19 protein-coding genes are annotated in these 23,305 nt (G+C 57.7%); 11 read left to right on the forward strand and 8 right to left on the reverse strand.

The annotated features are described in order from the left end of the window. Positions 1 to 621: 621 nt before the first annotated feature. The gene (locus DBV39_RS05110) at positions 622 to 2,058 is read left to right on the forward strand and encodes an MmgE/PrpD family protein (RefSeq protein ID WP_159078813.1); all 1,437 of its coding nucleotides are present in this window, start codon (positions 622 to 624) and stop codon (positions 2,056 to 2,058) included. A gap of 257 nt (positions 2,059 to 2,315) precedes the next feature. On the opposite strand, the gene DBV39_RS05115 is transcribed toward DBV39_RS05110, so the two are convergent. After that, a complete protein-coding gene (locus DBV39_RS05115; protein ID WP_108620620.1) occupies positions 2,316 to 3,113 on the reverse strand; it encodes a haloacid dehalogenase type II in 798 nt (265 codons plus the stop codon). A 315-nt stretch (positions 3,114 to 3,428) separates the two neighbouring features. Here DBV39_RS05115 and DBV39_RS05120 point away from each other — a divergent pair, with 315 nt between their 5' ends. The 6 genes from DBV39_RS05120 to DBV39_RS05145 all read left to right on the forward strand — a co-directional run bounded on the left by DBV39_RS05120 (position 3,429) and on the right by DBV39_RS05145 (position 9,554). Further along, a complete protein-coding gene (locus DBV39_RS05120) occupies positions 3,429 to 4,544 on the forward strand; it encodes a DSD1 family PLP-dependent enzyme (RefSeq protein WP_227870821.1) in 1,116 nt (371 codons plus the stop codon). Between the two features lie 15 nt (positions 4,545 to 4,559). Further along, positions 4,560 to 5,225 carry a nitrile hydratase subunit alpha gene (gene nthA / locus DBV39_RS05125; protein ID WP_108620622.1) on the forward strand — a complete coding sequence of 222 codons (666 nt, stop codon included), beginning with the start codon at positions 4,560 to 4,562 and terminating at the stop codon, positions 5,223 to 5,225. A gap of 100 nt (positions 5,226 to 5,325) precedes the next feature. Then, the gene (gene nthB / locus DBV39_RS05130) at positions 5,326 to 5,988 is read left to right on the forward strand and encodes a nitrile hydratase subunit beta (RefSeq protein WP_108620623.1); all 663 of its coding nucleotides are present in this window, start codon (positions 5,326 to 5,328) and stop codon (positions 5,986 to 5,988) included. Further along, positions 5,985 to 6,431: a nitrile hydratase accessory protein gene (locus DBV39_RS05135; RefSeq protein WP_227870822.1), complete on the forward strand. Its 447-nt coding sequence runs from the start codon at positions 5,985 to 5,987 to the stop codon at positions 6,429 to 6,431. The genes nthB and DBV39_RS05135 overlap by 4 nt, the downstream gene beginning before the upstream one ends. Positions 6,432 to 6,856: 425 nt before the next feature. Then, positions 6,857 to 8,494, forward strand: a complete 1,638-nt coding sequence (locus tag DBV39_RS05140; protein WP_108620624.1) for a DUF945 family protein — start codon at positions 6,857 to 6,859, stop codon at positions 8,492 to 8,494. A gap of 394 nt (positions 8,495 to 8,888) precedes the next feature. Further along, positions 8,889 to 9,554: a glutathione S-transferase family protein gene (locus DBV39_RS05145; RefSeq protein WP_108620625.1), complete on the forward strand. Its 666-nt coding sequence runs from the start codon at positions 8,889 to 8,891 to the stop codon at positions 9,552 to 9,554. 475 nt (positions 9,555 to 10,029) lie between these two features. Here DBV39_RS05145 and DBV39_RS05155 read toward each other — a convergent pair whose 3' ends face one another. From DBV39_RS05155 to DBV39_RS05170, 3 genes are all read right to left on the reverse strand, one after another. Beyond that, on the reverse strand, positions 10,030 to 10,608 hold the full coding sequence (locus DBV39_RS05155) for a YqaA family protein (protein WP_108620627.1): 579 nt from the start codon (positions 10,606 to 10,608) through the stop codon (positions 10,030 to 10,032). A 680-nt stretch (positions 10,609 to 11,288) separates the two neighbouring features. After that, entirely contained in the window at positions 11,289 to 11,702 is a 414-nt protein-coding gene (locus tag DBV39_RS05165) for a Zn-ribbon domain-containing OB-fold protein (protein WP_407669250.1), read from the reverse strand. After that, positions 11,695 to 12,864: a thiolase domain-containing protein gene (locus tag DBV39_RS05170; protein ID WP_108620629.1), complete on the reverse strand. Its 1,170-nt coding sequence runs from the start codon at positions 12,862 to 12,864 to the stop codon at positions 11,695 to 11,697. The genes DBV39_RS05165 and DBV39_RS05170 overlap by 8 nt, the downstream gene beginning before the upstream one ends. Before the next feature lie 434 nt (positions 12,865 to 13,298). On the opposite strand from DBV39_RS05170, the gene DBV39_RS05180 reads away from it, so the two are divergent. Next, complete coding sequence (locus DBV39_RS05180; RefSeq protein ID WP_108620631.1) at positions 13,299 to 14,522, forward strand: CaiB/BaiF CoA transferase family protein; 1,224 nt, start codon at positions 13,299 to 13,301, stop codon at positions 14,520 to 14,522. 230 nt (positions 14,523 to 14,752) lie between these two features. Here DBV39_RS05180 and DBV39_RS05185 read toward each other — a convergent pair whose 3' ends face one another. After that, complete coding sequence (locus DBV39_RS05185) at positions 14,753 to 15,124, reverse strand: DUF423 domain-containing protein (protein ID WP_159078814.1); 372 nt, start codon at positions 15,122 to 15,124, stop codon at positions 14,753 to 14,755. A gap of 770 nt (positions 15,125 to 15,894) precedes the next feature. Between DBV39_RS05185 and DBV39_RS05190 the strand changes: the two genes are divergently transcribed. From DBV39_RS05190 to DBV39_RS05200, 3 genes are all read left to right on the forward strand, one after another. Further along, complete coding sequence (locus tag DBV39_RS05190) at positions 15,895 to 16,356, forward strand: BPTD_2524 family lipoprotein (RefSeq protein ID WP_159078815.1); 462 nt, start codon at positions 15,895 to 15,897, stop codon at positions 16,354 to 16,356. Positions 16,357 to 16,455: 99 nt separating this feature from the next. Continuing rightward, positions 16,456 to 16,872: a PaaI family thioesterase gene (locus tag DBV39_RS05195; RefSeq protein ID WP_108620634.1), complete on the forward strand. Its 417-nt coding sequence runs from the start codon at positions 16,456 to 16,458 to the stop codon at positions 16,870 to 16,872. A gap of 5 nt (positions 16,873 to 16,877) precedes the next feature. Further along, the gene (locus DBV39_RS05200) at positions 16,878 to 17,333 is read left to right on the forward strand and encodes a GatB/YqeY domain-containing protein (protein ID WP_108620635.1); all 456 of its coding nucleotides are present in this window, start codon (positions 16,878 to 16,880) and stop codon (positions 17,331 to 17,333) included. A 69-nt stretch (positions 17,334 to 17,402) separates the two neighbouring features. Here DBV39_RS05200 and DBV39_RS05205 read toward each other — a convergent pair whose 3' ends face one another. The 3 genes from DBV39_RS05205 to imuA all read right to left on the reverse strand — a co-directional run bounded on the left by DBV39_RS05205 (position 17,403) and on the right by imuA (position 23,149). Beyond that, positions 17,403 to 20,849, reverse strand: coding sequence for an error-prone DNA polymerase (locus tag DBV39_RS05205; protein ID WP_108620636.1), 3,447 nt, complete (start codon positions 20,847 to 20,849; stop codon positions 17,403 to 17,405). A gap of 77 nt (positions 20,850 to 20,926) precedes the next feature. Then, positions 20,927 to 22,393: a DNA polymerase Y subunit UmuC family protein gene (locus DBV39_RS05210; protein WP_159078816.1), complete on the reverse strand. Its 1,467-nt coding sequence runs from the start codon at positions 22,391 to 22,393 to the stop codon at positions 20,927 to 20,929. Then, positions 22,394 to 23,149 carry a translesion DNA synthesis-associated protein ImuA gene (gene imuA, locus DBV39_RS05215; protein WP_108620638.1) on the reverse strand — a complete coding sequence of 252 codons (756 nt, stop codon included), beginning with the start codon at positions 23,147 to 23,149 and terminating at the stop codon, positions 22,394 to 22,396. Between the last annotated feature and the right edge of the window lie 156 nt (positions 23,150 to 23,305).

Raw genomic sequence — 23,305 nt, forward strand, 5'->3', positions numbered from 1 at the left:
CACTCCGGTAATCGTTGTTCTTGTAAGCGACCTCCCTGAGGAAGCCATTGTTTCGCGCGTCATTCACACTCAGCATATCGTCATCCATCGACTGAACGACAGACGCATGAGAAGTTTACACACAAAAATAGACACGATGTCTATTTTTGTGTGTAAACTAACTTTGCGTTCATGAAAGCTGGCAATCGCCTAGACAAAAGCTCCGGACCTCTCGCTAAACATACAATAAATTTTTTTTGGTATATTTAAAAGAATTTATAATATTTTTTGATAGCGTAAAGTCAGGTGAAGAGTTTGGTTATCAATTTGGTTTGAATCCCGCCTCTCGCACCGGGATGACGTACTTTTCCGGGTGCGACACGATGTGGCGTGTTTTGGTTTGATTTTGAATCAAGTCGTTGTAGTCTGATTCTGTTGTCAACCCGAACGACCGGCAGCGGGGCCCAGTCCTGGGCCTGAAGGCTGGAGCGTCGACATCGAGCAAGCGCTGACTAAAAAAACCGGGCATGACGCAAAACCAGACGCCTGGGCGTGCGGGCCACGTTGTGAGCCGACCCCAGACAACAAGGGCCACCGATGCCAGGACACGGTGCCTATCAACGAGACGGAGACCGAACCGATATGACAGCCACCACAGCCACAGCCAGCCAGGCTGCAACCAATACAGCACCTTCTACGCAATCTCCTGCGATCACCCGCGAACTCGCCCAGTGGGCGGCCGGCTTGAAGCACTCGGATCTGCCTCAGGATGTTGTTCACCAGATCAAGCGGCTGACGCTTGACTACTATTGTGCCGTGATCGCCGGATCCACCACCCCCACCAGCCGGATGGCACAGGCCTATTTCAGCTCGGCAGAAAAGGGCGATTCCGCTGGAGTGGTCGGGACCGACATCACGCTCTCCACGCACAGCGCAGCGTTTGTAAACGGTACCGCTGCCCATGGCCTTGAGCTGGATGATGGCTACACACCAGGCTCGTATCACCCGGGCGCAGCCTGCATGCCCGCCATCATGGCGGTCGCCCAGGCGTACCGCTCCAGCGCGCAAGACATTGTCGCAGCGATTGCAATCGGCTTTGAACTAAGCTGCCGCATGGCACGGGCAGGCCACCCACACACCTGGCAGAACGGGTTTCACAACACCGGGGTCAACGGCGTATTTGGTTGCGCCAGCGGCGTTGGCAAGCTGCTTGACCTGTCAGACCAGCAGATGAACTGGGCTCTGGGCATGGCGGGGTCGTTCTCTAGCGGCCTGTTCGAGTTTCTGGGCGAAGGATCCGAGGTCAAGCGCTTGCACCCAGGCAAATGCGCACGCGACGGCGTGGTGGTTGCCGAACTGGCCAAGCGTGGTATCGACGGTCCTTTGACCGGTATCGAAGGCAAAAACGGATATTTCAAGGCCTACGCCAGTGGTAAAGCCAATGGTCCGAGCACGCTGGAAGAGCTCGGCCAGACCTGGGAGCTGCTCATGACCTACGTCAAGCCGTATCCCTGCTGCCGTCACCTGCACGCGCCGATTGACGCCATTCTCGAGATCAAGCGCACCACCAGTCTGGATGCGCAACAGATTGACAGCATCATCATCCAGACCAACCAGGTGGCTGCCCGTCACGCACACACGCACTACACCGCATTCCTGGATGCCCAGATGTCGATTCCCTACGCAGTCGCTGCGGCCGTCGTGTTTGACGAGATCGGGCTCGACGCGTTTGATCGGCAGGCGCGCGAGCGTCAGGATATTGCCGCACTGGTTCCCAAAGTCAAGGTCGAGGTCAGCGAGTCGATGCAGGCGGTATACCCGATGCAGCGTCCCGCTCACGTCATCATTGTCATGAAGGACGGCTCGCGTCACGAGTTCACGCAACGGCAGCCTTATGGTGAGCCAGACAACCCGCTCGACGATGCAGCACTGACCGGCAAGTTCCACGCCGTCTGCGACCCCATCATCGGTCGTGAACGGGCAGAGCAGATTGCGCAAGCCTGCTGGAATCTGGATTTTGAGGGGATCTTCCGTCTGACCGCCCTCAAGGCAGACGAAGTCACGGACGCTGCACTCTAAGTACTAAGGATTTGTAGGACGTAGAGCAAGGCCAGAGGCTGGATCTCTGGCAGGCGCCAGTCATTGACTGCAGTTCCATCCGGCGGGGGAACAAGTAATTGCCACGACAAACAGAATGGCAGAACCGACCTGGAACTGAAAAGAACAAAAAGTGACATCAGCAAGGCGTCATATTGCCGGAGAGTCCGAAGCGGACTCTCCGGTATTTTTTTATCATCGCGCACCAAGACAAATCGAACACCGAAAAAAAAGGGCGATCAGTCGACCAGTTGGCGTGCCAGATCCCGGATATCGGTTGCCACGATGTCCCAGTCAGCATCCGCCTCGAAATCCTTTTTCTGCATCGGACCATATTCTGTCGGACGCGGCCAGAAGGCCGTGCGCAAGCCTTGCGCACGCGCGGCAGCCAGATCGTCGTTATGCGCTGCGCACAACATCACCTCGTGAGGCGCCAGACCCATGATGTGAGCCACCCCCAGGTAGGTCTGAGGCTGCGGCTTGTAAGCCTTGAACCATTCAGTCGACAACACCAGATCCCAGGGTAGCCCCGCGTGTCTGGCCATGTTGGTCAGCAAGGCCACGTTGCCATTGGAGAGCGGGGCAATGGTGTAACGGGATTTGAGCCGTGTCAGTCCGGCAATCGAGTCCGGCCATGCGTCAAGACGATGCCAGACCCGGTTAATGTGTTGCTTCTGGGCTTCACTGAGCCCTTGCAGACCAAACTGTGGTAACAGGCTGTCTAATGCCTCGCGATGCAGCACATCAAGAATGGTCCAGTCGCGCTCGCCAGAACGGACTTTCTGCATCTGCGGCTGATACAGACCTCGCCAGGCCAGTGCCAGCGCTTCCCAGTCAGCGTCAACTCCCTGCGTCTGGCCCCAGTGGCCGAGATCGCGGGCAATGCTGGTGCGCCAGTCCACCACCGATCCGAACACATCAAACACCAGCAACCTGACTTCACGCCTGGCGTGCTCCACACGCTCTGAGCGGGAAGAATGTTTGCTTGAGCCAGTGGGCAACTGAGCGTCTGGCTGCCTGGCGGATGTGGGTTTCATAACAACAATGCTCCGTATGTTGGGGTTTCGACACCTTCCAGTCTGGATTTCTCTTCGAACTCGAGGTTCATGCATGGGCAATCAGTCCATGCATGATGTGTCTGGTACCCCTGTATATTGCGTGTTTGTCCCTGCGCAGACAAGAGCGCGCTCAAACGTGCATGTTGCACACAGGCTGCTATCGGGCATACTGTCGCCGAGAGATCGGTCAACCCTTTGTATCGGTCAGCCCTTTGTGAACAGGTCTGTCCTTGATATGTCTTTTTGTGAGGTTAGAGGATGTTGCCCTGGAAAGCCTGCACAGTAGGTGATTCGATGGAACAGATCGACACCCCGTCACTGATACTGGATCTGGACGCGTTCGAGCGCAATCTGTCTCATATGACCCGGTTACGAGGTCAGATGCGACTACGCCCTCACGCCAAAAGTCACAAATGCCCGGAGATTGCCAGGGCCCAGATCGCACACGGTGCTGTCGGCATCTGCTGCCAGAAGCTCAGTGAAGCAGCCGTATTCGCCAGCGCCGGCATCACTGATATCCTGGTCACGAATCAGCTGGTGGGTGAGCGCAAATTGCGGCACGTGCGCGAGCTGGCACAAACCATCCGACTCGGTGTGCTCGTTGACCACGCCGAGCAGATTCGAAGCCTGGGACACGTGATGGCAGGTAGCCACCACGAACTGGATGTCTATGTCGAGATTGATGTGGGAGCCGGCCGCTGTGGCACCACGGTCGAGCAAAGTGTCGTGCTGGCCCGCAAGATTCACGCGCTGGACGGTATCCGTTTTGCTGGAGTTCACGCGTATCACGGTGGCGCCCAGCATCTGCGCAAGCCCTATGAGCGAGCCGCCGCCATCCGGTTTGCCGCGGCCAGGGCGAGTCAGGCCCGTGATGCGATCGAGTCAGTAGGCATGACCGTACCTATCATCACAGGAGCCGGCACTGGCACGTTCTGGCATGAGCGAGATAGCGGGGTGTACAACGAGCTTCAGCCAGGTTCCTACATTTTTATGGACCGGGACTATGCGGACAATGAACCAGACGCAGGAGAGGCCCGATTTGAACACGCACTGTTCGTACTCGCCACCGTGCAAAGCCGGCCCGCTCCGGATGTAGCCGTCATCGATGCCGGCCTGAAAGCTTCCAGCGTGGACTCCGGCATGCCGGCCGTGTACAAACGCACTGATCTGAAGTACGTCAAAGCATCAGACGAGCACGGGGTCATCAAGATCGGCTCACAACACGGGCTCTCTTCCAGCGCAAAGATCAGCGACGCAACAACTGGTCACGGGTTGCAACTCGGTGATAAGCTCATGCTCATTCCCGGGCACTGTGACCCGACTGTGAATCTTTACGACGAGATCATCTGCGTGCGAGGCGGCAAAGTTGAGGCTATCTGGCCCATCAGTGCACGTGGCGCATCGCTCTAACCGGAAACAACCCCCATGAGCCAGTCAGACAATCCGCATAGTCACCACGATCATCACGGCCATGGTCATGACCATGATCATGAGATGAGTCATCTCTCTGACGAGGATGTGCGCGTGCGTGCACTCGAATCCCTCATGACAGAAAAAGGGTATCTGGACCCATCCGCACTCGACGTGCTGATCGAAACCTACGAAACCCGGGTCGGGCCGCACAATGGCGCCCAGGTTGTTGCCCGGGCCTGGACCGATCCCGAGTTCAAAGCATGGTTACTCGAGGATGCCACCGCCGCGATATCATCGATGGGATTTTCAGGAAGGGGGGGCGAGCACATGATCGTGCTCGAGAACACACCCGGGATCCACAACGTGGTGGTCTGCACACTGTGCTCATGCTATCCGTGGCCTGTACTCGGCCTGCCACCGATGTGGTACAAGTCCGCCCCGTACCGGTCCCGGGTCGTGATTGACCCACGCAGTGTACTGGCCGAGTTTGGCTGCGAACTACCGCCAGACACCCGGATCAAGGTCTGGGACTCCAACTCCGAACAACGCTATCTGGTGCTTCCCATGCGACCAGAGGGCACAGAGGGCATGAGCGAAGATGCACTCGCGGCACTGGTTTCACGTGACTCGATGATCGGCACCAACATCGTCTACCCACCCCGGAAACAGGCTGTGTGAGCCGGACTCGATCACAACACTCCATCACAACACGCGACAAGTACAGGTGAAGGCTGGACTGGTATTCACCATCCGGATATTGACAGAGCAGGGGGATTTGATGAACAACGTCCATGACATGGGTGGCATGCAGGGATTTGGCCCAATACCACTTGAAGAAAACGAACCCGTGTTTCACGCTGACTGGGAACGTCGCGCGTTTGCGCTGACGGTTGCGATGAACACCGCGAAACAGTGGAACATTGACACATCCCGCTCCTTGCGCGAGAGTCTGCCCCCGCTACGTTACCTGTCAAACACCTATTACCAGATCTGGCTTGACGGTCTGGAAAGACTGTTGCTCCATACCAGTATGGTCTCGACAGAAGAGCTGGCCACTCGCAAGGCCGCGGGGCCTGGATTGCCTGGTGTTCAGACGCTCAGAGCCGAGGAGTTTCCTGAAGCCCTCAAACGCGGCTGGCCCAGCGAGCGTCCCGCCACAACACCCGCACGGTTTGCCCTCGGGGACCAGGTTCGCACCATCGAGTTCAGCCCCAGGACCCATACACGCCTGCCGCGTTACTGCCGCGACAAGGTCGGCACCATCACTCAGGTCCTTGGTGTTCACGTGTTTCCGGACAAGAATGCCATTGGACCTGACGAGCCACAGTGGATGTACACCGTCGAGTTTGATGGCAGAACGCTCTGGGGACCCGACACCACGGCCGACTCGGTCAGTCTGAACTGCTGGGAACCTTACCTTTTGCCGGAAACACAGTCATGAATACAACAGAACCCGTCACTCGCTCTGCAGCCTTCTCATCTGCAACGCAACCGAATTCGATGACCGTTCAGGAAGTTCAGGCCATACAAGACTGTGAGGCCGCGATCAAGGCACACGGTCTGGACATGCCCCTTCTGAAGCAGGATGGGCCGGTGTTTTGTGAGCCGTGGCAGGCCCAGGCTTTCGCCATGACACTGGCTTTGCATGACAAGGGACTGTTTGACTGGAACCGCTGGGCGCAAACACTCGGTGATGTCATCGCCAAGGCGCCAGAAAAAGGTGATCCGGACCAGGGCAACACCTACTACTGGCACTGGCTGGCAGCGCTTGAACGCATTCTGAGCGAGCATGGTTACGTCACCACTCAGGATTTGCAGTCACGCCAGCAAGCATGGCGCGAAGCGGCAGCCAGAACCCCGCACGGCCATCCGATTGTGCTGTGAATACGCGCTCGGAGCATGTATTTAAATCAATTTAAATCAACTTTTAACACGCTTCATACTTGACGCCGGGCCCGACCGAATCTGAAACACATGGCGGTACAGGACAGAGAGGCGACGGTCACAGGATTACGCCACTGCGTGTCGTCCCTCTCGCTATTTACAGATCACTGTTGCACTGAACAGCACATCTGATCGCGATTGATCGCATGCCTGGCAAGCCCCCGAATCCAGTAGCCGCGACGATGCAGGACGGTAACCGGTCAGAACAAGATCAGGCATTACACCTTGCATCATCACACCTGCCCGCGCATTCGCAAGCCGCCTGGTGTAAAGTCAGTTTTTGTGCCTGACCGTTTTTGCACTCATGCCTGTGCGGCTGCGAATGCACCGTTTCTGGATCAAGGCAGGGTGATAGCGAATATTTCATGACTGACTCCAACTCATCCATTGACACCAAAACAAGCTCCGCAAATCAGGGCGATACCAGTCGGGTCGTACCGCCGCGCCGCATCCGTCGAAGGAACTCACCCTGGCGCAGTGTGCTCATCACTATCGGGGTACTGGCAGTGGGATACAGCGCTGCGAGCTATTACGCCGGCATGCGATCCGAAAGCGAACTCAGAGCTTACGTCGAACTGCCTCCAAGCCCCGGATCGGTCAAACCAAGACTCGACCGGCACGAGCGCGGCATATGGCAGTCCAGCGGCACACTCACGCTCGCTTCTGTGGTACCCGCTACTCAGGCTACAGCCTCTGAAAACACGCAAACCGCTCGAGCAGAGGGTGCTGATGCCATCGTGATCCACTACGTGATCAATCACGCGCTGATGCCGGACCGACTTGCCAGGGTGAGCTGGCGTGCGCAGCCATCAGAATCGCTGGGGATGGAAATGCAGGACAGTTTCAACCCGACACCCGTCCTGAGCGGTATTGGCACTCTTGACTGGGAAGGGCGGTTTGACAGCAGCCTCGCCATGCCAGCGTTCCGGATTGTCTCCGGCAACGCAGATCAAGCGGCTCAGAGCAGCCCTCAATCGTCCTCCCGCAACGTCAGCAACGAAGTCGCATTCTCAGCCATGCAGGGAGAGTTGCGCACCTACGGACGCGAACTCACTCTCAACATGCACTGGCCAGAAATCGACCTGCTTGAAGTAGACAGGGCCTCATCAGGCAGCTCATCTGACAGTACACCTGGTGCCACATCCAGATCAGCCACCGCCTCGACACTCGCTGCAAGAGGCGTGAGACTCGATATCGCCATGTCGGATCGCATTGAGGGAGAAGGCCAGAACCGCTTGCATGTCGCCGCGTTGAAATCAGACGACCTGCAGATTGCAGACCTTTCTGTCACCGGACGCTCACACGCCGGATCGACCATGAGTCTGGCGATCAACACACAGATTGGTCGCATGCAATCCGGCATGTACGCGCTTGATGGTGTGGTGCTTGATGGTGTCATCAAGGGTTTGAATCCGGAGGCAGTACGTCGTCTGCAACAAATCTGGAATGAAACAGCCGGGTTGCAGCAAGTCACTGAGGAGCAGGCAGATCAGTGGCGTCATGCAATGCGCGAACTGATCTTGAGCGGACTGGTCATTGATATCCCCGAACTGGCCGCTGGCACTTCTTTTGGAAAAGTACGGGGGCAGAGCGTGTTCACGCTGGCGCCGGTGCCCGCCTCACAACGCGGTAATCCGGCAGAGCCGATTGATTTTGAGGGCTATGTCTCCTCAAAAGGTCGCCTCATCCTGCAAGGGCAGGGCATCTCGCCCACATTGACTGCACTCGGATTGTTGACAGGGGTGCTGGTACGAACGCCCGATGGCGTGATGGCAAGCTACGAGCTCGATGGCGACCGACTCGCACTCAATGGCAAGAGCCTGCCAGCCCTGCCTGCACTGGTTGTCATCAACCGGATTCTGAACCCGCTGGTCGTGCAGTCTGATGGCAGTATTCTGGATCGTCTGCTCGAGGACTACATTGACGGCTACAAGCCTCAGAACCCTGAGCTGGAGGTTCTTCCAGTGCCGAACACCCCTGATCTGCAGGACCGGCAGACCTGACGCATCCCGTCGGGGAGTCAGACACGCTTTTATCGCCTGATCAGCCTGAACCGACCTCGCTCGGCTGGTTGTAGTCGGGAACAGGATAACGCTGTCCCGGGTGCTGGCATGTGGTCAGAAAAGGAGCTCTCGCAGCAAAAGCACGGCTGCGAGCAATGCGGGCACCTCGAATCACCTGCCGTATCCATAAAGCTCGCTGCGTAATCGATTGAAATGTATTGCTCTGATTTTCACTAAATGCGATTATTCGAAGTGCTCTTCAGCGCGTTTGATGTTGCGCTGGGCCCTGGAATAAGTATCCGGCCAGGAACTGGCCGAGACGGGGATTCATCCTCCCCGTGAAACCCCATCCTTTGCTGCGCATAGGGTAGAGTAGTTCATATGGAGGATCCTCATGACAGCACAGATACACCCGCCCGACCAGACTGCCACTCTCATTCGCCCAAGACTTTTCTATTCGTCTGGCTCACCTTACGCACGGATCTGCAGAATGGCGATTCGGGAACGCGAACTGACGAACGCGGTCGAAGAAATCGAGACCACACTACGAGACCCGCAGGCGAGCGTCCTACCATTTAGCCCCGCCGGCCGTGTTCCTGCCCTGACGCTGCCTGATGGCCCGACCCTCACCGAAACCACGCTAGTGCTGGGATGGCTCGACCGGCAAGGCGAAGCGCCTGTCGTACTGCCAGTAGAGGATCAGTCGGTTTCTGCTTACGGCCGCGTGCTCGGTTTGCTAGACGGGATTGCCGTCTGGAATCGGGAACTCAGAAGACCCGTCAATGAACGCAGTCCTTCTGTGATCGCGCTCGAGCAGGTGAGGGCCCGTCGGATAGCAGATGCGCTTGAAGAGGATATCGCAAAGGGTGCTTATCGGGAAATGTCTGGTCATCACATTGATGCCGGCTATCTGACCCTTGCCGCCGTACTTGGCTACGCCGAGCGGCGTCACACAGTCTGGGACTGGCGCACAGGCCGACCCGCACTCATTGACTGGTTTGAGCGTGCGAGTCAGCGACCGGCATTTGCCGACACACTGCCGCCGCCCAGCGGTATTTGACCAAACAGGATCTGGACAAAGAGTCTTCACGATCGCTCCCATTGCTAAAGCCCGAGGCTTGTAGCTGGGATTTCTGCGGGCCTCACGGCCATGCTTTGCTGCTTCTGTGCTCCGAGCATCTGGCCCGGTTCTATCGCAAGCCACAGTTCTGGCATCGGGCTTACTATGTTGGTAGTGTGTGGGTGGTGGGTGGCGCATCGCTTGATCAGGCGCGCGCCTGTGTCCATGCGCAAGGTACTGAAGAGCATGCTCGCAAGTCCGAAGCAAACGTAAGGCCAAACCGGCGGCCATACCGTCGGCCATACCGTCCGCTTGACCCCCTCCTGGCGTTGTGCTCGCGCACTGAGGGTGCGCCGCATCCATGCGCCTGGCAGGGGTGCGCGGGCAGATGTTCACCGCGGACTGATGTTCACAAACTGCCCGGATTTACAACCGTCCTGCTGATTGCAGGATTTCTCTCGACTGTGTCTCAGTCTCAGATATACCGGACTGCTACAAAGCCACCGATCAACAGTGCGATGAAAATCGTGAACAACAAACCAAGTCGCTTCTCGATGAAATCCCGGATCGGTGCACCGTACTTCCAGAGCAGCGCAGCCACGATAAAGAATCGCAAGGCGCGCGCGATGAACGAAGACACGATAAAGACCGGAATCGACAAGCCGGTGGCACCAGACAGGATGGTGATGACCTTATAAGGGAAGGGCGTGACACCGCCGATCAGAACAGCCCAGGCACCCCATTCGTTGTAACGCTGGGTGAACTCGGCAAAGTACGCCTCTTTTCCGTAAAACTCGAGAACAGGGCGACCAATGGTTTCAAACGCCCCATAGCCGATCCAGTAACCAGCCAGACCACCCGCAACAGAAGATAACGTGGCAACCGTTGCAATCAGAAAGGCTCTCGAAGGCGTGGCAACAATCATCGCGATCATCAGCACATCGGGCGGGATCGGAAACACCGAGCTTTCAATGAATGAAACAAACGCGAGCGCCCAGAGTGCATGGCGATTGGCTGCCAGAGATAGGGTCCAGTCGTAAAGTGAACGCAGCACGGTGCGGGTTACCTTCAGTCAGTGATCAGTCAAAGGGGAAAAGCAGTCACAGTACAGCCAGTAAAACTCGTACAACTCATACAACCAGTAGTAAAGCAGACACGGGAAAGCTGACTCGACAATACCGACAGACAGACAAGAGCGCCATCGCCAGGCCTGACACGAGCAAAGAACCAGCCAGGTACTGGCCTGGCCCGGTACGATTCTGATGCCTTTTATGCCTTCTGGATACGATCTGGCTACGATCGGTATTGTCCTGTCCGGTTTTTTTTTGGGATCTGTCGGCGCTTTTTTGGCAGGGCTGAGCATAACACCGAAATCAGCAGGTACTGTCAGGCAAACCCTGGCGACGCACTGAAACCACGGCACAAGGGTGCTGACGTCACAAGAAACACTCGCCAGGCCGGCACGACACTTTGGCACCCGGCACCCGGGACACGGCATCAGCAAAAAAAACACCTGACTGTCACGACGATCCGGCTTGAACCGGATCTTGTGAACAGCCAGGTGGCTTTGGAGCTCTTCAGTATGTCAGCGGCGTACCAGCAATCTGTGAGCGATGTATCAGCGGTTTACGGACCAGTCCGCTTTCCGTGAACTCCGCGCAGTTTGAAACACCTTGAGTTTCTTCGGCTCTCCTGCCAACTCAATCAAGACACACCAAAGGCAATCAGGCGAGGTCAGACTGGCCGGAAAGTCGGCACCGGTGGCGTATCCTCTCCATCGGTTGGCTTGAACACCACTTCGACCGCCTGGTCGATTCTCACCTCGTCGAGGTCACAATCCACGATTTGCGTCATCATGGTGACACCTTCTTCGAGTGTCACGTAGGCGATGCAATATGGATTGGGGTTACCACGCGACATCACGCTGTAAGTGTAGACCTTGCCCTTGCCTGAACTTTCTTTCCACTCGGTTTCACCGAAGCAGAATGGGCAAAGGGTACGCGGATACCAGTGAAACTTGCCGCAGGACTTGCAGGACTTGATCGCCAGCTTGCCAGCGCGAGCCTGTTCCCAGAAGTACTCGGTACCAGGTTCAATGACGGGAGGGGAAGTTTGTTGGGTTGAAAAGGTTTGCTCATGATCAGACACGCTCCAGAATCAGTGTCGCACTACCGTGCCGGGAACCCAGCAGGCCGCCAGTACCGTGGGCAAGGGCCAGGTCGCAGTTCGGAACCTGAACCGCCGGATTGGCCTCGCCGCGCAGTTGACGCACAGCCTCGATAACCTTGGTGATGCCACCGCGATTGGCAGGGTGGTTGTTGCACAGGCCACCGCCGTCGGTGTTGAAAGGCAGTTTGCCCACACCGGAGATCAGGTTGCCGTCGGCGACAAACTTGCCACCTTCGCCTTTCTTGCAGAAGCCCAGATCTTCAAGCTGCATGATCACCGTGATCGTGAAGCTATCGTAGATCGAGGCATACTTGATGTCTTGCTGGGTCACGCCGGCCTCTTCGAAGGCACGTGCACCCGAGTAACGAGCGCCGGACCAGGTCAGGTCGACCTCACCACCAAGCTGGCCTTTGACGGCCTCGCCAGCACCACGGATGCTGACCAGCGGACGCTTGAGCTTGCGAGCGATTTCGGGACGTGCAACGATCAATGCACCACCGCCATCACTGACCACGCAGCAGTCAAGTCGCTTGAGCGGCCAGGACACCATGGGAGCGTTCATCACGTCCTCAACCGTCACCACATCACGCAACATGGCGTGAGGGTTGTGCTGGGCGTGATGCGAAGCGGCAACCTTGACCCAGGCGAGCTGCTCGGGGGTGGTACCAAACTCGTGCATATGACGCGCAGCAACCATTGCATAGCTGTTGACCGTCACTGAACCAAACGGTGCCTCGAACGGCACGTCGGGCAGGTCGCTACCCCAGCTACGTGGCTGCATGCCGGAGGATCCAGCAGAGCGAGGACGGCCAGCTAGGGTGATCAGTGCAATGTCGCACTTGCCCATGGCGATCGCCTGGGCAGCGTGCGAGACGTGAATCAGGTAGGAGGAACCGCCGGTTTCGGTCGAATCCACATGGCGCAGATTGGTCAGCCCCATGTAGTCGATCATGTTCAGGGCGCCAAGACCAGGTGCGTCGCCAGCACAAAAGTAACCGTCAACATCACTGAGCGACAGGCCAGCGTCTTCCAGAGCGCCTTTGGCACTTTCTGCATGCAGTTGAGCGACGGACTTGTCCGGTGCCTTGCGAGTCGGGTGCTCATAAGCACCCACGATATAAGCTTTGTCTCGTAAAGTCATGGGTTCTGTGTCTTTAAAAGTTGGAAAAAGAGTTCGCACATGCATGTGGAACAGGCCAACGTCTTTTTATCATCTAGAACGACTTGATGTTTTGTGATTTGCAAAGGGGGCTTTTAGAGCAGATCTCGATCGCCGTGACTACGCCCCAGCACCACTATAGATCGCCGGGCGAGGGCGCATGGGAACAAGGCAAAAACGGGTGAAACCCAGAAACTGGCCGCAAGAGAAAAGAAGGAAGATGGCGACAGGACGGGATGAAAGGACCATGCTGCATCCCGGTAGCCGGAACGTTCAGCGCGTACTGCCCGCAAACCTGAAAGCTGAAAATACAAAAGACGGAAAGACAGCGGCAGAGGAACCACTGCCCACGACGCGGGCAGTTCTGTTATTGTCTGAATCCATCACGTCAACCTGTTAAGGAAAACCGAATCACCATGAGACAAGCCCTTGAACATTTGCGCGTACTGGACTTGACCCGAATCTTCGCAGGCCCATGGGCGACACAGAACCTGGCCGATCTTGGTGCGCGTGTCATCAAGGTCGAGCGACCCGTTCGCGGCGACGACACCCGTTCCTGGGGCCCTCCCTTTCTGAAGGACGCCGAAGGTAACGAGTCACGCGAAGCGTCCTACTTCATGGCAGTCAATCGCAACAAGGAGTCCATTACGGTGGACATCTCCACGCCCGAAGGGCAGGAGATCGTGCGTGAGCTTGCCAAGACGGTTGATATCGTGGTGGAAAATTATAAAGTCGGCGATCTCAAGCGATACGGACTGGACTATGAGAGCCTGAGCGCGCTGAATCCACGTATGGTGTACTGTTCCATCACGGGCTTTGGACAGTCGGGACCGTACTCATCGCTGCCGGGATACGATTTTGTGTTCCAGGGCATGGGCGGACTCATGAGCCTGACTGGCAAACCGGATACCGAGCCAGGTGGTGGCCCCATGAAGTTCGGCCTGGCCATCAGCGACCTGACCACTGGCATGTACGCTACCTTTGCGATCCTGGCGGCCATCGAGCATCGTCACATCAGCGGCAAGGGCCAGTACATCGACATGTCGCTGCTTGACTGCACCGTGTCACTGACGTCCTACATGTCGATGAACTACTTCTTTAGCGGCGAAGTGCCCAAGCGCATGGGCAACGTGCACACCAACATCGTGCCTTACCAGGTCTTCCGGTGCAAAGAAGGCGACATCATCATGGCTGTCGGAAACGACTCGCAGTTTGCAGACATGTGTCGTTCGGTGGGCTTACCCGAACTGAGTGAAGACCCCCGTTTCAAGGTGCAGTCCAACCGGGTGCGCAACCGTCTGGAGCTGATCCCGATTCTTGACAAGGCAATGCTCCAGCACACGATGCTGGAATGGGTCGAGATCTTCGAGAAGAACAACGTGCCGTGCGGACCGATCTACACTCTGGACCAGGTATTCGAGGATGAGCAGGTCAAACACCGTCACATGAAAACCGAGCTGAACCATCCGCTTGGCGTGAACGTGCCGACGGTCGCCAACCCGATCCGCATGTCCGACACGCCTATTCAACTGCGCAAACCGGCACCTCTGCTTGGTAGCAGCACGGAAGACGTTCTCAAAAGTGAGCTTGGTCTGAGTGACGACCAGATCAAGGGCCTTCGTGACAAAGGCATTCTCTGATCCTTTTATGACCAGCAGTTGACGCTGGCAATGCCCGCCTGTACCCGCCCCCTTAAAGGTCGGCGGGTATTTATTTACGGGTCAGCTGCAGATGCAGTGATCGAAGATGGCGCATCCCAGCGAAAATATGCGCTCCTGGGCCCGGGCATCCAAGGTGCTCTTGCGTACAGGTTGCATATCTGAACCACCCCATGGCTAACACCAGAGGCTTGCGCTCACAACGGGTCAGTTCATGAGTCGGTCTCTCTGGCCAGCACGGCCGCGAGGACTACCACGAGCCAGCTCAGAATCAAGGCGGTTCCGCCCGTGGGCGCAAACTTGCCCAGCGCCGTCAAGCCCAGCAGATACTTAGCATAGATCGAGCCGCTAAACCCGACAACGCCCAGCAACATTAGCGCACGGGCAATCCCCATCAGACGAAACGTCACCCCGGACAACGCCACCAGGGCGATGGCGTGCAGTATCTGGTACGTGCTTGCACGTTCCAGTGACGTGACGGCCACCGGGTCCTGCACTGCGTGAGCAGCAATGGCCCCGAGAGCAACTCCGGTTGCTCCCAGAATCCCTGCCACGATCAACCAGGGACGTGATCCAGTGGTCATTTCGAACTCTCCTGATAAGTGAACATGAATATAAATACGGGACAAGAATTTAAAATCCGGCCAAACCATAGCAGACCCTGGCCGAGCCCTGACAGATCCGGCTGGCGCATCGGCTGCGCACGTCTTCCGGACCAAGGCAATGTCATCGTCCTGCACCATCGCCTACTATCATCACCCTCGCCATGCTGGTCGCAGATACTCTCAAACGGGTATCATCCTGCCTCTTGAGATGAAGAAGTGAAAGATTGACAGGCTAAACCCTCAGGGTGCTTCGACGGTTTAACATATATGGATGCGGCAAACCTGGGGCATGGGTGGAGAAAGTGTCTGGCAGGTGTCAATAAACGGGAAACGGTACGGCAACAAGCTTTACAGTGTGGTGCGCAGACAAGCGTGGTGATTCTGCCAGGCAGTCATCCGGGCTGCCCGGATCTGCGTTGTGCCAACTCACGCATACCAGGCCGAATCGATATCATGTGACATGTTTCCACATGCCTGGACGTTTATCGACAGGCGTCTGCGCAAAGTCTGCCATCGGAACTCCAGGCATTTTTGCATGGCGCGCTGCTTTTACCTGAGTATGCGATCGTGACGCCTTGCGCCAGTGCAAACACGGCAGCCCTGCGTTTGTGAGGCGTTACTTGTTGCGCTTGCATTGATTGCCGAAACGCCATCGGCCGTTCAGATCAATCAGGCCTTACTGGTTATACATAGGGTCCGACTAGCGTCGCTAACCAGGCTTGTCGGGACTTTTTTCTGGAGTGATGTTCATGCACAAAGTCTTGAAAAACTCGTTCGTCCGGGCAACCGGCCTGATCTGCGCGCTCGCGCTGGCTGGATGTGCTGGCATCAAACCGGGCGAATCGCCATCATCGCAGTTCACCGTGCCACTGACCGTCAAGCAGACGTATGATCGCGCCATGGCTCAGACACAATATTGTCTGGTCACCAACGACAATTTTCCGGTCAAGGCAGATATCACGGCAGATGGCCAGCAGGCACAGATCGAGGTGCTGATGACTTTTACATCGGAAGTCATGGCCCGCGTCGACATGCAGGCCTTGTCAGCGAACAGCACCCGTGTAGACGTCCAGATGTGGGGTGAAAACGTCTGGAATCAGAGCGCAGTAGACGCCATGCAGGCCGCCATCCAGTTTGGTGTGCCGAGTTGCACCAACTATTTTCCGGGCCCAGAAACCAGCAACCAGACGATCATCAAGCGAAGACGATGATTGCGCAATCCGGACCACGATACGGCACACGTGCAGTGTCGTTGCGGATTTCTTACCATTGCTGCTTCAATACAGCCCTAACTGAATTTCAATCAAACCATGACTACAACATTCGCACAACAAGGACAGGTCAGCTACTTTGGTCTGCACATCCCCTATCTCGAGCACCTTGGCATCGAACCGGTCGAAATCGGCGAGGACACGGCGGTCACACGACTGACGCGCCGTAATGAGGTCGTCAACAGCCGGGGGCATATCCACGGCGGGGCACTCCTGAGCATGCTGGATTTCACGCTGAGTGCGGCCGGACGTTCACATGATCCGGTCGGCACCGGGGTTGCCACCATTGATCTGTCTTCCAGTTTTCTGTCGCCTGGCGACTCGGACCTGATTTGTCGGGCTCGTTGCATTCGCCGCGGTTCGTCTATCTGTTTCTGTGAGGGTGAAATCCTCAACGAAGCCGGGCAGGTTGTTGCCAAAGCAATGGCCTCCTTCAAAATGTTCAAGGTGAAGTAACTATCATGTCTCTGAAAGAATCGATTTCAACTGAAGTCAAGAATGCCATGCGGGCCAGGGATTCTGCCCGCCTGGGAACCCTGCGGTTTCTGCAGGCCGCCATCAAGCAAAAGGAAGTCGACGAGCGACGCGATCTGAGCGATGCCGATGTCACGTCGATTATCGAGAAGCAGATCAAGCAGCGTCGCGAATCGATCGCAGCTTACGAGCAGGCTGGCCGCACCGAAACAGCTGAACAAGAGAAAGCCGAGATCATCGTCTTGCAAGCGTTTCTTCCTCAGGCGGCCGAGCCCGCCGAAATCGAAGCCGCGATCACGGCTGCAATCGCGCAGGCCAAGGCGGCTGGCGCGCAGGGACCAGCCGTCATGGGCAAAGTCATGGCAAGCCTGAAGCAGGCACTGGCCGGCCGTGCCGACATGGCATCCGTTTCCCAGCAGGTCAAGGCAAAACTGAACGGCTGAGCAAGAACCGAATGACTGCGGGTCAATAGAAGAGGGGTGACTGAAAGGAACTCCTCCCGACCATCTGTCTCAGTACGGACTGCGCAAGTTACCGAACGCACGCAAACTGTCAGTCGCGCCGGACAGTTTGACGCTTTGACCTGGGCTGGCGCCATCATCTGAATGTCCCTCAGACGGGGCACCTGAACTACCATGCCGGGAGACTTCAAACGTTGCGGGTTTTACGGCTCGGCCAGCATCTTCACTTTGCTGGCCACTCTGCTCACGCTTGTCAGACAGCAATGCAGCAAGACGCGGTGTCTCATCCACCAATCGCCCGGCCAGCAAGTGACAGGTACTATCGTGTGCCTGCCAGGTTCCGACCACACCCAGCAACCGAGCGTGCAGCAGCATATGACGCTCGCGCTCAACCAGAGCAGGGTACAGAATCACATTCACATTACCGGTTTCATCTTCGAGGGTGAGAAACATCACGCCATTGGCCGTTGGTGGACGTTGACGCATGACAACCAGTCCGCAGGCACGTGAGAGCTGCCCATGCCAGCGTCCCGTCAACTGACTCGCCGACAGATAACGCACGGCAGCAAGCCCGGATCTCAAGTAGCTAACGGGGTGCGCACCCAGGGTATAACCCAGCTGAACGTAGTCAGCCACCAGATCTTCAAGTGGCGTAGGTGGGTCAATAAAATCAGGGGCTGGAGCAACAACTGCATCCGCCGCGACGACTGCAGACGGGCCACCAGCCCGGGCGTGGACAGAGTCAGGCATCGCCACAGCACGTGTCAGCAAACTGTCACGAACAGGCGCATCCGCAATCTCCCACATGGCATGGTGGCGGTGGCCCGTCAGACTGGCCAAGGCTCCGGCTGCTGCCAGTTGCTCGAGCGCTCCCCGGTCAAGCTGCGCCCGTAGCGCCAGTGACTGAACGCTTTCAAATGCAACTTTGTGCGTATACGAACCAGGCTGCACGCGGGCCTGTCCGATTCGCTGTGCAGCTTGCGTCTGCAGGCCCCTGACCTGATTCATGCCCAGACGCACGGCCGGCCGGGAGCCACCTGGGCTGGGCGATGATACGTACTCCAGCGTACACAGCCAGTCACTGTGCTGGACGTCGACCGGTAAAACCCCGACACCCTGCCGGCGAGCGTCCTGAATCAGTTGAGATGGCGTGTAAAACCCCATCGGCTGCGAGTTCAGCAACGCCGCCAGAAATGCCTCGGGTTCATGGCATTTAAGCCACGCGCTCACATACGCCAGCCAGGCGAAGCTGGCAGCATGGCTTTCCGGAAATCCGTACTCGGCAAATCCTTCGATCTGATGATAGACCGCACGGGCAAATGCGGGGTCGTAGCCATTGGCCAGCAGCCCCCCGATCAGCCGGTCCTGAAACGGCTCGAGCCCACCCTTGCGACGCCAGGCGGCCATGGCTCGACGCAAGCTGTCGGCTTCGCCGGCGGTAAACCCGGCGGCCACCATGGCAATAGCCATCACCTGTTCCTGAAATATCGGCACACCCAGTGTTCGCTCCAGCACACGCTGCACATCCGGGCTGGGGTAGGTCACGGGCTCTAGCCCCTGGCGACGCCGCAAGAATGGATGCACCATCCCCCCCTGTATCGGGCCAGGACGCACAATCGCCACCTCGATCACCAGATCGTAGAAGCATGCAGGCCGCAGCCTGGGCAGCATGCTCATCTGGGCCCGGGATTCGATCTGAAACACGCCTACTGTCTGCGCCCGGCTGATCATCTCGAATGTCGCCGCATCATCACGAGCAATATCCTGCATACGAAACTCGGGCAGTCCGCGCCGCCAGGCGGTGAGCGCCAGTGCCCGGCGAATCGCGCTCAGCATCCCTAACGCCAGCACATCCACTTTCATGAGTCCGAGTGTATCCAGGTCATCCTTGTCCCACTGCACCACACTGCGTCCAGGCATGCTGGCAGGCTCGATCGGCACCAGGCTCGAGAGTCGCTGTTGTGACAGCACAAAACCTCCCGGATGCTGAGACAGATGCCGCACAGACCCCAGCAAAGCCCGCGACAACGCCATCCACTGGCTCAGCAGCCCGGGATCGATCAGGCCGGGATCGATCAGGCCGGGCAACCGCTCATGCAGCGTATCAAGAGCTTGAGATCGCTCCCACCAGGCAACCGACTGCGCCACATGATCAATCAGGGCCCGATCGACTCCGAGCGCCTTGCCCACATCTCGCAGTGCACTGCGTGGCCGGTAAGTGATGGCCACCGCGGTCAGGGCGGCCCGATCCCGCCCGTAGCGCGCATAGATGTACTGGATAACCTCTTCACGTCGCTGATGCTCAAAATCCACATCGATGTCAGGCGGCTCGTTGCGCTCACGGCTGATGAAGCGCTCAAACAGCAGGTTGCCATTGACGGGATCGACCTCGGTGATGCCCAGGCAGTAACACACAGCCGAGTTGGCAGCCGAACCTCGCCCCTGACAAAGAATGCCGGCCTGGCGGGCAAACCGCACCACGTCATATACCGTCAGGAAGTAGCATGCATAGCCCAGTTCGGCAATCAGATCGAGCTCATGCCGGATCTGGTCGTGAACAGCTCTGGGGATGCCCTCTGGATAGCGCTTCTGTGCACCAAGCCAGGTCTGTTCGCGCAGGTATACGTCAGGCGTGTAACCCGACGGCACAATCTCCTCGGGATACTCGTAACGCAGACTGTCAAGCGAGAACTGGCAACGCTCGGCAATGTCGATCGTTGCCCTTAACCACTGTTCAGGATAAAGCTGGGCCAGACGCACCTTGCTACGCAGGTGCTGTTCTGCATTGGGCGTCAGTGCGTAGCCGCACTCGCCAACCGGCTTGCCCAGCCGGATGGCCGTCACCACATCCTGCAGCGGTTTCTCGCTACGCCGGGCCATCAACACCATCCCCAGCGCCACGCAAGGTAACCCGAAGTCATCGGCTATGGTTTGCACCCTGGCACGCCAGACAGACTGGCTCGCATGTAGCAGCAGGCTCTGGCCCACCCACAGTCTGGATTCGAACCGTGGCACCAGACAGTGCAAACCGGCTTGTAATGCATTCAAGCTGTTGACCGGCGGTGGCAGGACAATTGCCAGACAGTTCTGCAGCGCGTCCAGATCATCAATCCACATCCGGTAGCTGCCTTTACCAGCACGGGATCGCGCATCGGAAATCGCCTGGCACAACTGCGCGTACCCGGCGTGATCCATGGCCAGCACCGTGACCCGCCAGGGCTCGGCATGACCTGACCCATTGACATCGTGCTCACCTGTCTCGCGCGCATGCACGGCGAAAGTTGAACCAATGACGAGTTTGAGCGAATGTTGACGTGCCTGACTGTATGCGCGCACCACTCCTGCCATGGAACACTCGTCGGTCAGTGCCAAGGCCTGATAACCAAGCGCATGGGCACGTTCGACCAGTGCTTCGGGCGCACTGGTCCCGGTCAGAAAGCTGAAGTAGCTCTGGCAGTGCAGTTCAGCGTATTCAGGGAGCGAGGAAATCGGGCGCATCAGACGTTCGACCTATTTGTGAAAGCAAAGCAACAAATAAAAAAACCCATGCGAAACAGAACAACACAGAGCACGGATTACCCGAACAGACCGTGCAGATACCACAGCAGACCCTCACGGGTGCGCTCGCGATAGATCCAGTAATGCCGAGCCTGTGGATCACATGCCACAAAATAGTCCCGCTGCACAGGCTGATGATCCCACCATCCGGTTTCCACCCGATATGGGCCGTACAGGAGCTGCAAAGGCCCTCCGTTGCGCCAGGGGCGATCGTCCCGTATCGAAAGCGCTTGCGGTGCGTGCAAAAGCCAGGATGGACTGTGGTGCTCGCTGACAACCGTTGCGGGCGCACGCCCTGAAACGTCTGACGACACGCTATCCATATCAGACCGGCTGATCCGGGCGGTGGTATCTGCACGACACCAGTGGTTGGCGCGTTCAGGCCGATAGTCTGGCCGAGGGGCAACGATACGGATGGCATCGTCGCCGAGTCGGGTTCGCAGCGTATCAAGTGTCCTGCGAAGATCCTGTTGCCGAGTCAGGTCATCGGCGAACAGGCTCGGGTTGTGCAACTGACGCGGCTCGACGGTATGACTCAGAACCATCAGATCCGTGACGGGCGCTGGCAACTGCCAGGCCTGCAATCTGACATCAAGCAGGTAAGCCAGATGCTCAAAGTGCCAGCCAGGCTCGGCCATCGCCAGTCGTAAACGGCTAGGTGGCTGACGTTTGCGCCGTCCGGCATGAAACAGTCGTACTTCCCAGACACTCGCCGCCCAGTGATGCTGTTGCAACCACTGACACATCTGCTGCAGTAACGGGTGCAGACGGACCTGCAGCAACCCTGCGTGCTGGACGGGCTCGTCCAGACTGCGGCGCACCACAAAGTGCTCGGGCATCTCGCAACTGCGATACGGCCAGACGGCGAGGGCATCGACCTGATCCAGGGCCGCAAGAACACCAACCTCGGTCCGTGCCTGCAACTGGGCTCGGGGTAGTCTGCGCAAGGCGCCAATTGAAGTGCAGCCGATTCCCTGAAACCACTTCAGGTAGGGCTTGCAGACCGGCAACCTGGAAACGGGCAGGGCATCGGTCAGCTGGCGCAGCCGTCCGAGTGAAAGCGCGTAATACCATTGCTGCCAGTGCTGAAACGGCTCAACCCTGGTGGCTTTGACGTGTGACTGTGCCAGCAGCCACGCCCCCATGGCACTGATGCTGATGCTCACCGTGATCGGCCCGCAAGCCACCTGTGCACTGGATGCTGTCCGGGCAGCAGGCACCTCATCAACCGTGTCACCATGAAGAGGATCACTGACAACGCCACTGAAAGCGCCACCGAGTTCCTGCATCAGAGTACGTCGCAGTTCGGCTCGCAAGCTGCGCAAACCGCCAAACAACCGCACACTGGCGGTGACATCCATGAGTAGCGTATCGCGATCATGCCAGACACACTGTGACGTCACATCCAGCGCAATCCGCGTCAGTGTCGTGCGCACGGACTCAGGACAGATCGGCGGGCGAATGGCAATCCAGAACATATGCAATCACACCACCTGACTGCGTTCGACAGCACGCAATCCCGCTCGTGCAGACCGGCGATCCGGGACGTCACACACCGTTTGCGGGTTCGATCGAGCGCCGGTCTCGGCAGACGGGCTGCTGTCAGTGGTACACATGGTCGACACAGAGCCCGGTTCGCCTCTGAGTGAAATATCGTGTGCCGGCTTGGGCCCTCGAGACTTGAGCAGTCGCAAAGACGGGCCTTGTGCTGAGTCTGCAATCAGTTCCAGGCGCAGCACCGCCGGTGAAAACAGACTGGCGCTGTCACGTGGACGAAACATCACGAACAGGGTGTCGCTCGCCTGTGCGCTCAGATGCAGACGTCTGAGCAACCGGGCATCGATGGGATCTGCCCAGCACAACAGGGCGGCAGCACACTGGCTACGCAGAATCTGCTCAGCACTCCACCAGGCATCATGCAGCCCGGCGGGCTGAATCCACCAGAGCCGGTGCAGGTCGATCTGCCACTGCTGCCAGGCCTGCATGTTGGGGATCAGAGGAGGGCGCAATAAAACAATCGGGCACTTGCCAGACAGAGCCAGCATGGCCGGCACCAGCAGACTCAGCTCACCACAGCCTGGGCGGTCAGTCAGAATCTCGATCAGCTGTCCAAGCGGCCAGCCCTCATCGGGCAGCCATGCAGACAGCGCAGCGTGTCCGGCTGGCACAGTTGCAACAGTTGCATGTGCCCGGTCGCTAGCCCGCCAGACATCACGGTGAAGATCAGCACTCTGGAGCATGGTTGTCCTTGTTTATCAGGGAACACCAGTCGCCTTGTGGCATCGTTGACACGTGTGCTTGCGCATGCACGGTTCAAGGCGGGAGGTGTCCGGGGTTGTGACCGGGCTCAGTCAGGTTGCACTCGATCCGGCTGAAACTCGTTGAATACACGTTGA

Origin of the sequence: Orrella marina (assembly GCF_003058465.1) — a bacterium.
GTDB lineage: Bacteria > Pseudomonadota > Gammaproteobacteria > Burkholderiales > Burkholderiaceae_B > Algicoccus > Algicoccus marinus.

Coding starts and splice junctions, on each gene's coding strand:
- nthA (WP_108620622.1), top strand. CDS start 4,560: ATGAGCCAGTCAGACAATCCGCATAGTCACCACGATCATCACGGCCAT.
- DBV39_RS05180 (WP_108620631.1), top strand. CDS start 13,299: ATGAGACAAGCCCTTGAACATTTGCGCGTACTGGACTTGACCCGAATC.
- DBV39_RS05135 (WP_227870822.1), top strand. CDS start 5,985: ATGAATACAACAGAACCCGTCACTCGCTCTGCAGCCTTCTCATCTGCA.
- imuA (WP_108620638.1), bottom strand. CDS start 23,149: ATGCTCCAGAGTGCTGATCTTCACCGTGATGTCTGGCGGGCTAGCGAC.
- DBV39_RS05115 (WP_108620620.1), bottom strand. CDS start 3,113: ATGAAACCCACATCCGCCAGGCAGCCAGACGCTCAGTTGCCCACTGGC.
- DBV39_RS05200 (WP_108620635.1), top strand. CDS start 16,878: ATGTCTCTGAAAGAATCGATTTCAACTGAAGTCAAGAATGCCATGCGG.
- DBV39_RS05195 (WP_108620634.1), top strand. CDS start 16,456: ATGACTACAACATTCGCACAACAAGGACAGGTCAGCTACTTTGGTCTG.
- DBV39_RS05140 (WP_108620624.1), top strand. CDS start 6,857: ATGACTGACTCCAACTCATCCATTGACACCAAAACAAGCTCCGCAAAT.
- DBV39_RS05110 (WP_159078813.1), top strand. CDS start 622: ATGACAGCCACCACAGCCACAGCCAGCCAGGCTGCAACCAATACAGCA.
- DBV39_RS05205 (WP_108620636.1), bottom strand. CDS start 20,849: ATGCGCCCGATTTCCTCGCTCCCTGAATACGCTGAACTGCACTGCCAG.
- DBV39_RS05190 (WP_159078815.1), top strand. CDS start 15,895: ATGCACAAAGTCTTGAAAAACTCGTTCGTCCGGGCAACCGGCCTGATC.
- nthB (WP_108620623.1), top strand. CDS start 5,326: ATGAACAACGTCCATGACATGGGTGGCATGCAGGGATTTGGCCCAATA.
- DBV39_RS05170 (WP_108620629.1), bottom strand. CDS start 12,864: ATGACTTTACGAGACAAAGCTTATATCGTGGGTGCTTATGAGCACCCG.
- DBV39_RS05120 (WP_227870821.1), top strand. CDS start 3,429: ATGGAACAGATCGACACCCCGTCACTGATACTGGATCTGGACGCGTTC.
- DBV39_RS05185 (WP_159078814.1), bottom strand. CDS start 15,124: ATGACCACTGGATCACGTCCCTGGTTGATCGTGGCAGGGATTCTGGGA.
- DBV39_RS05145 (WP_108620625.1), top strand. CDS start 8,889: ATGACAGCACAGATACACCCGCCCGACCAGACTGCCACTCTCATTCGC.